At 64.9% G+C, this 14177-nt stretch carries 9 protein-coding genes and 1 tRNA gene; 4 read left to right on the top strand and 6 right to left on the bottom strand.

Features of this window, described 5'->3' with window-relative positions; translation table 11 throughout:
- The first annotated feature begins 10 nt into the window (after positions 1–10).
- Together RN629_RS08435 and aguB are read left to right on the top strand one after the other, a co-directional pair.
- Entirely contained in the window at positions 11–1033 is a 1023-nt protein-coding gene (locus RN629_RS08435; RefSeq protein ID WP_407034818.1) for a hypothetical protein, read from the top strand.
- A gap of 19 nt (positions 1034–1052) precedes the next feature.
- On the top strand, positions 1053–1901 hold the full coding sequence (aguB, locus tag RN629_RS08430) for an N-carbamoylputrescine amidase (RefSeq protein WP_407034817.1): 849 nt from the start codon (positions 1053–1055) through the stop codon (positions 1899–1901).
- 64 nt (positions 1902–1965) lie between these two features.
- Here aguB and RN629_RS08425 read toward each other — a convergent pair whose 3' ends face one another.
- The gene (locus RN629_RS08425; RefSeq protein WP_407034816.1) at positions 1966–2616 is read right to left on the bottom strand and encodes a uracil-DNA glycosylase; all 651 of its coding nucleotides are present in this window, start codon (positions 2614–2616) and stop codon (positions 1966–1968) included.
- 43 nt (positions 2617–2659) lie between these two features.
- On the opposite strand from RN629_RS08425, the gene folK reads away from it, so the two are divergent.
- Together folK and RN629_RS08415 are read left to right on the top strand one after the other, a co-directional pair.
- On the top strand, positions 2660–3136 hold the full coding sequence (gene folK, locus RN629_RS08420; RefSeq protein WP_407034815.1) for a 2-amino-4-hydroxy-6-hydroxymethyldihydropteridine diphosphokinase: 477 nt from the start codon (positions 2660–2662) through the stop codon (positions 3134–3136).
- Between the two features lie 20 nt (positions 3137–3156).
- Positions 3157–3232, top strand: a tRNA-Lys gene (locus tag RN629_RS08415).
- A gap of 508 nt (positions 3233–3740) precedes the next feature.
- On the opposite strand, the gene RN629_RS08410 is transcribed toward RN629_RS08415, so the two are convergent.
- From RN629_RS08410 to RN629_RS08390, 5 genes are all read right to left on the bottom strand, one after another.
- Positions 3741–4424 (bottom strand): Npun_F0296 family exosortase-dependent surface protein, encoded by a 684-nt coding sequence (locus tag RN629_RS08410; protein ID WP_407034814.1) that lies wholly within the window; start codon positions 4422–4424, stop codon positions 3741–3743.
- Between the two features lie 183 nt (positions 4425–4607).
- Positions 4608–6026 carry a glycoside hydrolase family 43 protein gene (locus tag RN629_RS08405; RefSeq protein WP_407034813.1) on the bottom strand — a complete coding sequence of 473 codons (1419 nt, stop codon included), beginning with the start codon at positions 6024–6026 and terminating at the stop codon, positions 4608–4610.
- A gap of 143 nt (positions 6027–6169) precedes the next feature.
- Positions 6170–7741 carry a glycoside hydrolase family 43 protein gene (locus RN629_RS08400; RefSeq protein WP_407034812.1) on the bottom strand — a complete coding sequence of 524 codons (1572 nt, stop codon included), beginning with the start codon at positions 7739–7741 and terminating at the stop codon, positions 6170–6172.
- A 62-nt stretch (positions 7742–7803) separates the two neighbouring features.
- Entirely contained in the window at positions 7804–10476 is a 2673-nt protein-coding gene (locus tag RN629_RS08395; RefSeq protein ID WP_407034811.1) for a glycosyl hydrolase 115 family protein, read from the bottom strand.
- A gap of 226 nt (positions 10477–10702) precedes the next feature.
- On the bottom strand, positions 10703–13933 hold the full coding sequence (locus tag RN629_RS08390) for a TonB-dependent receptor (RefSeq protein WP_407034810.1): 3231 nt from the start codon (positions 13931–13933) through the stop codon (positions 10703–10705).
- Between the last annotated feature and the right edge of the window lie 244 nt (positions 13934–14177).

The following is a 14177-nucleotide window of genomic DNA, read 5'->3' as shown; positions in this document are numbered from 1 at the left end:
GGCATCCGACATGATCGCGCAAATCGCCGGCAAGCCTGTTCGTCCGATTCTCGCCACCCTGATGCCGCCGCTGGTGGTGGCCGGCGCCGCTCTCCTTCTCCGCCTGCCGGTCGCGTCGGCGCATCCGCGCATCGCGGTCCTGCTGTTCCTGTGGGTTGCGTCGGATGCGATGATGCTGGGTCTGATGGCGCGGCAGCGTCATCCCGGCTGGCGTGCGGGCATCGCGGCCATGGCGACGGCGGGCATGGCGGTGTTCAGCCTGTCGCCGCCGCCGATCCGCGCGGCACTGATCGCCATGCCCTGGGCCGCGGCCGTGCCGGTGATCGCCATCGCGCTGCATGGAGGCTGGGGCCTGTGGCGGATCGGCGTGCGGGTCCGGTACTGGAACCCCGCCGATCCCGATCGCTGGAGCGGGTTGCTCGCGGAGGTCGTCCCGCCGCTCCTGGCCCGGCTGGCCGCCGCCGAAGCCCGGTTGCTGCATCTGGCGCTTTTTCGATGGGGCGCAGCGCCCGATGTGCCGGCCGGGGCGATCCCCTTTGGCTATCATCGACATCTGCAACCGATGTTGATCGCGCTGCTCCTCCTGTCCTGCATAGAGATCGGCGTCACCCATCTGCTCGTCGCACACTGGAGTCGGACGGCGGCGCTGATCCTGTTCGTCATCAGCGACGTGTCGCTGCTCTATCTGATCGGCATCATCAAATCGCTGCGGCTGGCACCCGTCCTTCTGACCGACACGGGCGTGCGGATTCGTGCCGGGATGCTGATCGACCGGACCATCCCCTATGCGGCGATCACTGCGGTCGAGGCGGAGCCCGATGGCGATACCGTGCGCGCCGAGGATAGCTGGAACGCGGCACTGCTCGCCTGGCCCAATCTGCTGCTGCGGCTGGGGGAGGCGCAGCCGCCGCCCCGCCCCTGGGGGCACCGGGTGCCGGTTCGCGCCATCGCCTTCCGGCTCGACGCGCCTGGGCCCTTCCTCGATGAATTGCGCGCGCGGCTGGCCACTCCACGGGTGACGGCGCGCGCGTGACCGATTAAAGGACGTGGCCATGACCCAGATCACCGTCGCCGCGCTGCAACTGGCCTTCACCGCCGATATCGACCGCAACATCGCCGAGGTGTCGCGCCTGGTGCGCGAGGCCGCGCGGCAGGGCGCGCAGGTGATCCTGCCCCCCGAACTGTTCGAGGGCGAATATTTCTGCCGTGTCGAGGACGAAGGGCTGTTCGCCAACGCCAAGCCGACCGCCGAGCACAAGGCGGTGCGGGCGATGCAGGCGCTCGCCGCCGAACTGAAGGTCCATATCCCGACCAGCTTCTTCGAGGCGGACGGCCCGCATCACTATAACTCGCTGGCGATGATCAATCCCGACGGCCAGGTCGCGGGCGTCTATCGCAAGAGCCATATCCCGGACGGTCCGGGCTATGAGGAGAAATTCTATTTCCGCCCCGGCAATACGGGGTTCAAGGTGTGGAACGGCCCCGCGACCAAGCTGGGCGTCGGCATCTGCTGGGACCAATGGTATCCCGAAACCGCGCGCGCGATGATGCTGATGGGGGCCGAGGTCCTGTTCTACCCGACCGCGATCGGCAGCGAGCCGCATGACGACAGCCTCGACACCGCGCGGCTGTGGCGGCGCGCGATGGTGGGCCATGCCGTGTCCAACGTCGTGCCGATCGTCGCGGCGAACCGCGTGGGCTGCGAGCATGGCCAGAGCTTCTACGGCACCAGCTTCATCTGCGACGAGCGCGGCGACATCCTGGCCGAGCTGGACCGCGAGGAAGAGGGGGTGATCGTCGCCACGCTCGACATCGACCGGGTGAAGCGCCACCGCGCCGCCTTCGGCTTCTTCCGCGACCGGCGGCCGGACCTGTACGGGCGGCTGGTGCAGGATATCTGATACCATTCCTGCCCTATAAGGGGAGGGCGGCTCTCGACAGCCCTCCGCCTGCAGGGGAGGAGGCTTAGTTCCGCAACGCCACCGCGCGCGCGACCACGGCTTCGAACATCTCGGGCGTCAGGCGGCCCGTATTCTGGTTGTAGCGCGAGCAATGATAGCTATCGAGCACCACCGGCCCGCCCGGCATCCGGTGTTCGGCCAGATGCGCGAACCGCGCCTTGGGCAGCCGCCCGCCCAGCGCTTTCACCACAGACTGGTGCGCGATCTGGCCCAGCGCGATCACGACCGACAATCGGGGCAGCGCGGCCAGTTCCTGCTCCAGGAAGCGGCGGCAGGTGCGGATCTCGTCGGGCGTCGGCTTGTTCTCGGGCGGCAGGCACTGGACCGCGTTCAGGATCACCGCGCCGTTCAGCACCAGCCCGTCATCCACCTTCGCGGCGAACACGCCGTCCGCCAGGCCGAACCGGGCCAGCGTGCCATAAAGAAGCGGTCCCGCGCCATCGCCCGTAAAGGGGCGGCCGGTGCGATGCGCGCCATGCTTGCCCGGCGCGAGACCGACGATCGCCAGCCAGGCCTGGTCGTCGCCAAAGGGGGGCACGGGGGCGTTCCACCAGCCGGGATATTCGGTGGCGACGGTGGCGCGCACCTCCGCGAGGCGCGGACAGAGCGTACAGTCCCGCGGCGGCTGAACCGGCACGAGCGATGCGGGGATCATGTGAAAGGATGCGTCAGGCATCGCGCTGCGGTAGTCGGGGGGCATGACGACGACAAGCTATGCCATCGCGCTGGGGTCCAACCGTCCGGGACGGCATGGCGGCCCCCGGGATGAGGTTATCGCCGCGCTGGCCGCGCTGCCCGGTGTCCGGGCGGTTTCGCCGATCATCGTCACCCCGCCGCTCGGCCCGTCGATCCGCGCCTTTGCCAATGCAGCCGCGCTGGTCGACAGCCCGCTCGATCCGCCTGCCATGCTGGCGCAGCTCAAGGCGATCGAGCGCCGCTTCGGACGGCGGCGCGGACAGCGCTGGGGCGCGCGGGTGATCGATCTCGACATCATCCTTTGGTCGGGGGGGCTCTGGCGGTCGCCGGGGCTGGCCGTGCCGCACCCGGCCTATGCGGTGCGCGACTTCGTGCTGGAGCCGCTGGCCGCCATCGCGCCCGACTGGCGCGATCCGCGCGACGGGCGATGGATCCGCCATCTGCGACATGGTGTTGACCGCAGGCGTCCACGTGCTTAGGTGCGCATCCACCCGATGGAGGGTCCGTAGCTCAGTCGGTAGAGCAAGCGACTTTTAATCGAGAGGTCCCGGGTTCGAGTCCCGGCGGACCCACCATGGGGGTGCTCGGGGCGTCGCAACGTGGCTCATGTCCTTGCCAGACAGCGAACAATCAGCCGTTCGTGAAGGCCGCCCTTCGGCGGAGGATTCACCATGCGAACAGGCATGAAGCCCGGCAAGGATCGCATTCGTGCCGCTTGAGCCTGGTTCCAGGTCTTTCGCCACCCATCCCCGCCCCGGAAATATCGCGGCCTGTGAACGTGTCGATCCGACGAGAGGCGCTCCGGTCCGGCCCCGCCGGCCGTCGCCGTGCCCGGCGGGTGATCATCGCATGACATGACAGGCGGCGCGCGGGGACGTGCAGGACGGCTTTCGGCGCTCCTGCCTGTTCGCAGGGCAAACGGATGGCCCCAATATTCGATCGGGGACGGCGAGAGTCCGACGATTCGACCATGCCGCCCATCGAAAAAGCCCTGCCGATCCCGCATGGTGCGGTATCGACAGGGCTTGAAGAGCGTACCGGCGATGTGGGTACGTCGATGTCAATCAGGCTTCGACCGTCGACTCAGATCTTCGACGTGCCGAGCTTGTTCCGCTTCATAAGAACGACGAGGCCGAGGATGCCGAGGCCGAACAGCGCCACGGTCGCCGGTTCCGGGACCGATGTCGGCGTGCTGTTGAAGAACGACACATTGTCCAGCTCGAACGCCGTCCGGTCGGAATCGAACTGCAAGGCACCGATCTTCTGGCCCGTGTCGCCGTCCAGCGTGAACGTCACGTAGCGGTTATACTTCGCATTGTACCAGTCGCCGCTGGAGTTGTCGGCACCAGTGCCGCCGATTTCGCCACCGGAGATCATCTTTATCAGGTTTCCGGCGGTATCCAGGATGGACAGCCGATTGAAGGTGTCCGCCGACCCCCAATAGACGCCGACGCCCGTATATCCCTTGTCGGCGGTGAGCCGGGCCCCGGGGTTCGTGCTGACAGCGAGATATTGGGTCTTGTCGCCTGCGGGGGCCGCAGCGCCCGTGACCGTCCCCGTCACCAGCCGATAGTTGCCGGTGAGCGAGAATCCGTTCGGCAGCTGCGTCAATCCGGCTGATCCAGATCGGTTGAAATCGACCACCGTCGCACCGGCCGGGGCGGGCTGGTCATAGGCCACGCTGGTCACGCCCGCCAGGGCGGGGGCCGCGATCAGGGTCGATGCCATCGCGCAGGCGGCGAGGAGCAATTTGTGCCGTGTTGGCATTTTGTCTTTTCCTTCTAGCGCACCGCCAAGCCGCGTTGTCTGCTTGGCGCCCCTGTATGATTGCGCCATCCATACACGGGGTAAGCGGCCGGATCGATTCGCGTTTCCCATCTCGCGTTCCCGATTCAGGACTGGGCCGCCGCCACCCCCTGGTCCGCGTTGGGACAGTGTTCGATCCCGCGGTTAGCGATCGAACCGCCAGTAATCCAGGTCGGCCGCCGCTCGCCCGCCGCCGCTGCGGAACACCAGATACAGGTCGTGCACCCCGGTCGCGCCGGATACGGACGTGCTCTGATCGTGCCAGGCCGCCCCCGTTCCGGCGCCATCGACCGGGAGCGTTCCGATCAGCGGACCATCGGCCCGGTCGAGGTGAAGCTCGATCCTGGCGCCGTCATTTGCACGGGCCACGCCGGCGGTGAAACGCTTCGCGCCGGTGCCGCCAAAGTCGACGCCCGCCACCTTGATATAGCTTCGGTCCAGGGTCCGGGTGACATAGACGCCGCGATCATCCTGTGCGGTGGTGACGCCGGGCGCCCAGTCATAGGGGCGATCCTGCCCACGCTTGATGCGCGAGGTCCAGGCGATGGTTTCCGCCTCGACCCGGCGATAGGGATCGAGCGTGCCGATCTGTGGCGCGCTGGTCCTGTCCCACCAATGGAGGTTCGGGATCGTGCCGTCTGCGTTATACTCGAACTTGGCCACCGACACCGACCGGCGTTCATGATGGATGGGCGTCATCGCGAAGTTGAGATCGTAGCTGAAACCGAAAAGATAGGAACCGCCCTTGTAATCGATGATGCCGGGATGGTTGCCGGTGGCCCGGGTGTCATGGTCCATGATCGGCCCCTTATAGGTCCATGGGCCGGTCGGGGTGTCGCTCATCGCATAGCCGATCCCCTCGGAGCAGCAGGTCGAGGCGAAGGCCATGTAATAATGGTTGCCGCGGCGATAGAACCATGGCCCTTCCTGATAATCGGTCAGCCTCGGCTGAACCTTGGTGACGGGGCCGGAATAGGAAATCATGTCGCGGTTGAGCTTGACGTACCAGAGGTCGGGGTTGCCCCAGTAGAGATAGGCCTGACCATCCTTGTCGACCCAGACGGTGGGGTCGATATTGTCCTTGCCGGGCGCGATCAGGGGTTTGCCGATCGCGTCCCGGAAGGGCCCCTCGGGGCGATCGGCGACCGCGACGGCGATCACGTTCTTGGGCCATCCGGCGACGCTGACCGGGGCGTAGAGATAGAATTTGCCGCCGCGTTCGACCACTTGCGGGGCCCAGGCATCGTTGGTCTGCCGCGCCCACGGAAAGGTCTTGAGCGAGGCGACCGCGCCGCGATCGGTCCAATTGGCCATGTCGATCGAGCTGTAGAGCCGCCAGTCGAGCATCTTGAAGCCTTCGGCGTCATCCTCGTCATGGCTGGTATAGAGATAGACGACACCGTCATGCACCATGGGCGCGGGATCGGCGGTGAAGCGGGTCTGGACGATGGGATTGCGCGCCAGCGCGGTGCCCTGGGGCAGGGTGACGGCCGCAACGGCGGCCAGCAGGAGGCCGATCCGGGCGGACCCCGCCAGCCCTCGCGCGAGGGCGGCGGTGCCCATGGCGATCATTCCGGGCATCCGAGGGTGCCGGCGGGAGTCGGTATGGCGCGGGAAGGAGGGCATGGCGGGCCTTTCTGGGGACGATGGTGATGGGGGCGGCGGGACGGCGGCGGGCGCGGTCCTGCGCGATCAGGTCGGCGGGGTCATCGATCCGTCCCGGTCAATGGCGCCAGCGTGAAGGAATCCACGTCCAGCCGCCCGGCACCGGGCCGGGGATTGAAGCAGGACAGGGCGAATTTCTGTCCCTGAAAGGTTCCCGTTCGCCAGTCATAGACGAGCGGAAACGTGCCGCCGACATCCTGCCATCGCTGGCCATCCAGGCTGTATCCGACGCGGCCGACATGGCCGACGAAATCCATGTCGGTGCGCAGCCACAGGCGGGTCCCGGCGATCGGGATAGCGGCCTCGCGCACCTGGGTCCGGGGGCCGTCGACGGTCGCATCGGTCACGCGCATCGTCAGGGCGCGGCGGTTCCCCGGCAGGCCCAGCACCGAGAGCTGCGCCGAAATCTTGCCGAAGGTGCCGAAGCCGCAGACATCGCCTTCGCCGATCCCCGATATGTCCAGCCGCACGACGCCGCGCCCCGCCGGTCCCTGTCCTTTCTGGGTCAGCGTGTTGCGGGCAAGCCAGACATTGTCCGCGCCCGTAGGCCGAAGCCGCAGGAAGCCGGGCCGTTCGGTGAGCGACCACCGGCTGTCGTCCGGGTTGTGGTTCCACTGCCATTGCAGGCCCAGACGCGGGGCGTTGAAATCGTCCGACGTCGCCGGTTCGGCGAAGGGCTGGCCGTCGATCGGCTTGCGCGCGCGCTCCGGGACGCGCCCCGGCGCATCCGCCGTGCCCCAGACGGGCCAGTCGTCGACCCAGTGAACCGGGCTGATATTAGTCATGCGGCCGATCGGCCCCGCATCATACATCACGAAGCCGAACCAGCCGCCATCGGGCAGGTCCACGATCGCCCCCTGATGCCCGCCGGTGCGGTCGCGCGTGCTGATCGACGGACGGGTTTCCCATGGTCCGGTCAGGCTGCGGCTGCGCGATATCGTCATCGACAGCGTGTTCGGGATTGCGTTGAACAGATAATACCAGCCGTTGCGCTTGACGACGTGCGACCCCTCGGCACCCTTGTTGTAATAGACCACCTTGGACGCGGTGACCGCCGTATAGTCGGCGTTGAGCGTCAGCAGCGTCGTCGTGCCGTCGGTCCCGACCGAGGTGATGATATACCCCTTGCCGTCGTCGTCGATGAACAGCGCGGGGTCGAACGCGGCGCGGTCCAGCACCGTATAGGTCCATGGCCCGGTAATGCTGCGGGCGCGATAGATCCGCGTCTTCTGCCCGACCGGCGTGACCGCGATATAGAAGACTCCGTCGTGATGGCGGATGCTGGCGGCATAGAAGCCATGGCGATAATCGCCGCCGTCGCGCAGGTCGTATTTGGGGTTGCCGTCCAGCCGGGGGACGACATGGGTCGCCAGTTGCCAGTTCACCAGATCGCGCGAATGCAGGATGACGATGCCCGGCGAATCCACGAACGTCGTGGAGACGAAATAAAAGTCGCGCCCGACCCGGATGATGTCGGGATCGGGATAGTCGGCGAACAGCACGGGATTGCGATAGGTGCCATCGCCCTGATCGGATCGCCACACCTGCGCCGAACCGGGCGCGGCCTGCATCAATGCCAGGCCGAGCGTGATCGCCTTTGGCATCCATGCCATTTTTCGCATCGTCATCTCTCTTGCTTCACCGAAAGGGGCCCGGCGGCGGTCGGCATCGTGGCTCATGGCGCGTCCGGCCCCAGATAGCTGGGCGGAATAGCGCCCGTGAACAGCAGCAGCCGCTGGACCGCCATATTGTCGTCGATCCGCCAGATGGCGATCCTGTGCGTTCCGGCCGCGAGCGACGGAAATTTGGCCTCCAGCGGGAAGGCGTTGTCCTTCACCGCGCGCGTCCATTCCGGTCCGTCGACTTTCAAGTTCATGGTCAGGATCTGGACCGGCGCGCCATCGATGGAGACGCCGATCCGCAAGCCCTTGCCGCCATTGGTATCCAGCGCGGGGACCATGTACAGCCGCAGCGTCGCATCCCCGGCCTGCTTCAGCGTCATGGCATAATCGGCGCGCACGCCATCGGCCGTCGTCGTCGCCGGCCGGCCCTGGGGATAGGAGATGATGGCGCCGTCGGTCCGTCCCAGATGCGGGATGACCCGCCAGCCCAGGTCGGCACGGCCCCGTGCGCGGACGAAGGCCCCCGCTTCGGCGACCGCATAATGGCCCGTCGGGGCGGTGGGGGAAGAGGCCGGAGCGGCGGCAGCGCCGATGCTCGCCGTCGGGCGCCCGTCCGCACGCGAGACGCGCTTGACCTGCGGCATCTGGTCGGTCTTCGGATCGGACCAGCTCGTATAGCCGAATTTGGTCTGGAGCATCATCCCGTCCCATTTGCCGTCATGGGCGTGGTGATAGGCCTCGGTCAGGTCCCGGTCGCGGCGAAACGCCGCTTCCGCCTGATCGGCGAACCCATTGGCGCGGGGATCGTCGGCCGCCGCCAGCCTGCGGTTCCACGCAACGGCATAATAGAGGCGATACAGGTTCGCCATCGCCGCCACGGGATGTTCGACGAGCTGGAGATAGGCGTCGCGCTGGTCGGGGCGCAGCCGGTCACGCATCGCCAGCATCCGCTGTTCCAGCGCCGTCCACGCCGCGACCATCCGTCCGAACTCGCCGCCGTCGAGCCGGTCGGCGGACAGGCCGCCGAGCGGAAAGCTGTCGGCATCGACGAGTTCGGGCTTACGCCGCGCGGCGAGGCGCGCATAATCGTCGGCGATCCGCCCGATCTGTCCGCCATGGGCCGGGCCGAACAGGGCGCGGCCCCATGTTTCGGGATAGGCCGCGAGCGCCTCGGGCGTCATCGCGTCCGGGTTCCAGGCCATCTTCATGAAGAAGTCGATCGGCATTTCCATCGGCTTCACATCGCCGACATTCACCACCCACAACTGCTTCACGCCCCGGCGATAGGCCAGGTCGAGCTGTTGCCAGGTCTTTTGCACCTGGGTGTTGGCCAGCCATTTATAACTGCGCGGGCCGCCGACATAATCGAAGTGATAATAGATGCCATAGCCCCCGGATCGGTCGCGATCGCCGGTCGGCAGGCGCCGGATCTGCCCCCAATTGTCGTCCGAGAACAGCAGGGTGACGTCGTCGGGCACCTTCATGCCCTGGTCGTAATAGTCCTGCACCTCCTTGTAGAGCGCCCAGACCTGGGGCGTGGCGGAGGCGGGGCGTCCGGTCACGTCGGCGATGATCGTCCGCTGGTCCGCGACGATGCGTTCCAGCAGATGCGTGGCGGTGCCCTCGCTCATCGGTTCGTCGCCGTCGCCGCGCATGCCGACGGTGACGAGCTGTTCCATCGGCTGGCCGCGTGACCCTGCGGTCATCATCCGCTCGATGCCGCCGCGCCAGAATGCGCGCAGATTCTGCGCGTTCGTCAGATAGTCCCATTTGCCGCCGATCACCGCGTCCTTCGCGGCCCCGGACGGCGACGCGATGCGGTTGCCCTGCCGGTCCCAGGCGCTCGTCTGGCCCGGTGTCGGTGCCCGATGCCATTCCGACTGGGCACGGGTCATCGGTTCGTGATGCGAGGTGCCCAGGACAAGACCCTTGGCATCGGCGAGCGGCATCGATGCCGGATCGTCCGCGGCGATCGATTTGCCCCACATGGCGGGCCACAGATAATTGCCCTTCAACCGCAGGATGAGGTCGAAGACGTGCGCGTACATTTTGGCGTTGATGCCGCCGAAATGCGTGCGCGCCCAGGTGCCGAAGGCGGGCTCCTCGTCATTGATGAAAATCCCGCGATAGCGGACCCTGGGCGCGTCGGTGCGGTCGCCCTTCGCGATCCACAGGTCGCTCCGATGCGCGACGGGCACGTCCGCCCACCAGCTCCAGGGCGAGACGCCGATCCGCTCGGACAGGTCATAGGTGCCGAACACCGCGCCCCGCCGGTCTGCGCCGACGATGATCAAGGCCTGGGGAACGCCCGGGAATGGCCGGTCGACGACGATCTGGCGATAGGCTTCCCAACGACCGGCAATGTCGGTGGCGCGGATTCGGCCTGCCTTGACCAGCCCGCCGATCAGCGGACTTTGGCCCAGCACGCCGATCACGACAGCGGGCGCACCCGTGGCAAGCGATGTCCGCACCACCCCGGCGGATGCGCCGCCGACCCGGGCCAGATCGCCCGTGAAACCCTGTGCCGCATCCTTCACGGCGGTATCGGCCCCGGCATCGACCACGACCTGCGCGCCCCGCCCCCCCGCCAGCAGGCGGAAGGCGGCGGGGGTCGGGTTCGTGCAGACCGCCACCGGGCGATCGCACCTGTCGGCGGCGGCGAGGGCCGTGCCGGGCATGACCAGCGTCATGGCGGACGCAAGGAGCATCGTTCTGATCGGTGTCATGCCTCATCCTCCATCGGACCGGCGACGGGGGGCACCTCGCGAATGTCCGCAGGCCCCAACGGTTCGAGCGGACCGGGCGCTCGAACCATCATCGTCACCGTCGTTCTTCGTTCAAGATCTGTTTGCATCGCGGATCGGACATGTCATCCCCGACCGCGCCGCCATCCCCTGCCAAAAAAAGGGGCAGCGTCCGAAGAACGCTGCCCCGAGGCGGAGGGAACGGTGTTTACCAATTGGCGCGCAGGCCGACCACGAAGTTGCGACCGGCATATTGGCCGTTGTACGGTCGCGCCTCCTGATTTTCGTATCGGGTGAGGCTGACCTGCTGCATCAGGTTCTGCGCCTGTACGGTGAAGACCATCGGGCGGTAGAATGGCAGCGGGAAGGTCAATTGCGCATCGAGATAATTGGTCGCGATCGAATAGAGATCTCCCTCGACATTGTTGCAGGGGCAGACCGAGTTCAGATTGGCGTCGCGATGAACAAAGGACAAACGTAGCGAAAACGCTTTGCTCTCGTAATAGGTTGTTGCGTTGTAGGTCCAGGGGGCAAGCCCGGCGAGCAAAGCGTTGGCGTTGAAATTGGGTGGTCGAACGCCCTGCAATTTTTGATCGATATGCGTGACGTTGACGTTGAAACCTGTCCCCTTCAGAAGGAAATCGGTCGGCTGAACCCATTGGAATTCCTGACCTGACAATTTGATGACAAGGTCTGTGTTCAGGCGCTGTGAAACCTGGATGACGTAATTGTCTGGTCCGCCATTGTTATTGATACCCGCCTTCTGTCGAACGGTCAGCGCATCGAAATTAATGCCTAGGCTGTTGAACGGGCGCTGTGTGTTCAGGACGAATGGATAGTTGAAGATATTTTTCCACCAGCTGTTGAACGTCAACACTGTGCGCGACCGAGGATACCATTCGACACCCACGTCGAAATTATCGGCGTAAAAAGGCTGTAGCTTCGGATTGCCCGAGCTGAAGGTCGTCGCATCGAGATCGAGGCTGTAGTTGGGTTGCAGGTCGGACGGATTAACCCCGGTCACGGTCCGGGCTATCGCGCCGCGCAGAAGCAGGCTGCGGCTCAGGAAATAGACGAAGTTGGCGCTCGGCAGGAAGCTGCGATAGCGATTGTCGAACGTTTTGATCGAGACGCCGGTCCCCCCCAACAGAATGATGTCGTTCACACGGCCGTTCGCGCGTTGATAGGTGCTGGCGAAACGCGTGCCGAGATTGAACCGCAATTCCTTGCCGAAGAAAAAATCGGTCTTGCCGTCCACCATCAGATAGGCGGCGTTGGTGTCCTCTAACAGGTCGCGCCGCGAATAGGAGCTCAGATAGTTGGACGCATCCGTACCAGGATTGAGACCTTCTCGAAAATAGTCCAGATTGACGGTCTGCGCAATCTTGTCGAAGTTCGGTACCAGCCAACCTTTGTTGAAACCCGCGTTGAAGGGCGCATTCTTAAACAGCGGCAGGGATGGCAGTTTGGTCAGATAATTGGACAATTGCGAGTCGGGAATCGCCTGAAGCAGGGACGGTTCGGTCGAGACGAAGTTGGAGCCGCAGGTTCCCTGCATGAAACAACCTGCCGTGTTTCCGCCACCATAGCCTGTGATGCGACGATCAAAGCGATTGCGCATATACCCTATCGAAAACCGGATAGTATCCGGGTCGCCGCCCACCAAATCGAACCGATAGGCCTTCTGCATCAGCTTTTGACGTGTCACGCCAATGGAAGCACTATTCCACGAATAGCCGGAGAAGGTCGACAGGTCGATGTTGCTCGCGACTGACGGTGTCAGGTCGCCAGGGTTGTAATTGTACGTCGCGTACTGACCAGTCGCTACAGGGGTCAGGTCGCTCTGCGGCAACTTCTGTTGCGGAGAGCCGGCTGGACTGTACGTCATCGGAACGCGGGCGGGCGCCGATTGGAAGGTATAATCCAGTGACTGGTTCAGTAGATGCGCCGTGTTCATCATGCCAGCCATAGAAAATCGCAGATTGGGAGCAATGTCCCATTCCATCTTGGCTGATCGATAGAAGAGATCAGACGGCGTATTGCCCTGGTCGGCTTGGTCAAGGAAATAGGTATTGGCAAAAGTTCCGTGAGTCAGAACCTTGTTGTCATTCAATTTGAAGTCGATGGGGATCTGGTTGTTATAGCTGCGAACAACCATCATATTTTGATACTGTTCGAATTTGTTTTTGACATCGCTGAACAGAAAATCGACGTTGAACCGCAAATCAGGCGTGGGCCGATAGCCTAGGTTGAGCAGACCACCCAGACGGCTGCGCTTGCCCACCGTCTGTTCCGCGCGCATCAGTCGTGGAACGAGTCCGTAGCTGAGGTCTTGGCAACTCAGTCCCGACGTGCCGCCGGGCGTGTTGTTGCCGCACATCGTCAGCGGCGACCCCGCCGCGCCAAGTCCCAGTTCGGCGGGCACATTGCCAGGGACGGTTGTAAGCAGTGCGCCTGCGCCGCCACCATAACCGCCGGTTATGAGGTTATTGGAATTGCAGCCCGTATTGGGGTTTTTCGCAGTCGGCCGCGGACAGACTTGCGAGACATTGAGTGTCGTCCAGCCGATCGTGTCGAAGCTTTCGCTGCGATAGTTGCGCTGCGCATAGGCAAGCGCCCCCAGGATGCCAAATTCGCCGATGCCGGTCTTGAACGTATCGCTGGCGATCAACGCCATGCGCGGCGTCGTTGTGGAACTGGCGTCCTGATACTGTCCCTGCGCCTGCAGGCTTAAGTGGAAACCCTTGCGGTCGAATGCGCGCAACGGCTGCATGTCGACCGAACCGGCGGTCCCGCCCTCGACCATGGCGGCGGTCGGCGACTTGCTGAGCGTCAGACGGCGGAACAATTCGTTCGGCAGCACATCGAGGCCCGATCCGCGCCCTTCGTTCCCCGAATATGCAGATGTGGTGGTGGCGAATTCGTTGATCGTCGTCACGGTGAAGCCGGCGCTCAAGCCACGAACGTTGATCGTTGTACCCTCGCCCGACCGGTCGCGATCGATCTGCACACCGGGGAGCCGTTGCAACGATTCGGCCAGATTGAGATCGGGGAATTTGCCGACATCCTCCGAGAAGATTGAATCGGTGAAATTCGTCGCCTTCTTCTTGGCGTTCGCCGAGTCTTCGAGCGACCGGCGATAGCCGGTGACGACGATCTCGTTGCTGCGCGCCTGGGTCAGGCTGTCGTCGCTGTTCGGGGTCAGCACCCGGCCTTGCCCCTGGGGGGATGCGCTCGGCGGAGCCGGTGTCCTGCGCTGAGGGGCGGGGGTGTCCTTGCCGTCCGGCGATGTCGCCGCCGTCGCGGTGTCGAGCGCGGCAGGGTCATGGTCGGTCGTCGCCGCGAAGGCGGGCTGGCACATGCCCACGACGAGGGCGAAGCCGCAGCCCAGCAGATAGCGACCGGCGCGCGCTGACGGCATTTTGTCTGGCAATTGCATCCCTGAACCCCTCTCCTGTTACATCCCTGGTCCGGCGTCTCTTGCGGACGCCGCATCGTCGGCAGGATCGGCCCGCCAGTTCGGTGGTACCGAGCCTCCATGGCGCAAGGGGAGACAGCGCAGGATAACAGCGCAACGCCCCGAATATGCGTCGTCACATCATTCCGGGTGGTGGCCTGAAGGGCGACCTTTCATCATCCTGCTCCGACGTTCTTCGACCGCCTTGCTCATACGGTTGTATATA

It is taken from the genome of Facivitalis istanbulensis, assembly GCF_040560405.1.
In the GTDB taxonomy this organism is placed as follows: domain Bacteria; phylum Pseudomonadota; class Alphaproteobacteria; order Sphingomonadales; family Sphingomonadaceae; genus Sphingomonas; species Sphingomonas istanbulensis.
The sequence above is the reverse complement of the archived record's forward strand: the minus strand, read 5'-3'. Positions and strand labels throughout refer to the sequence as shown.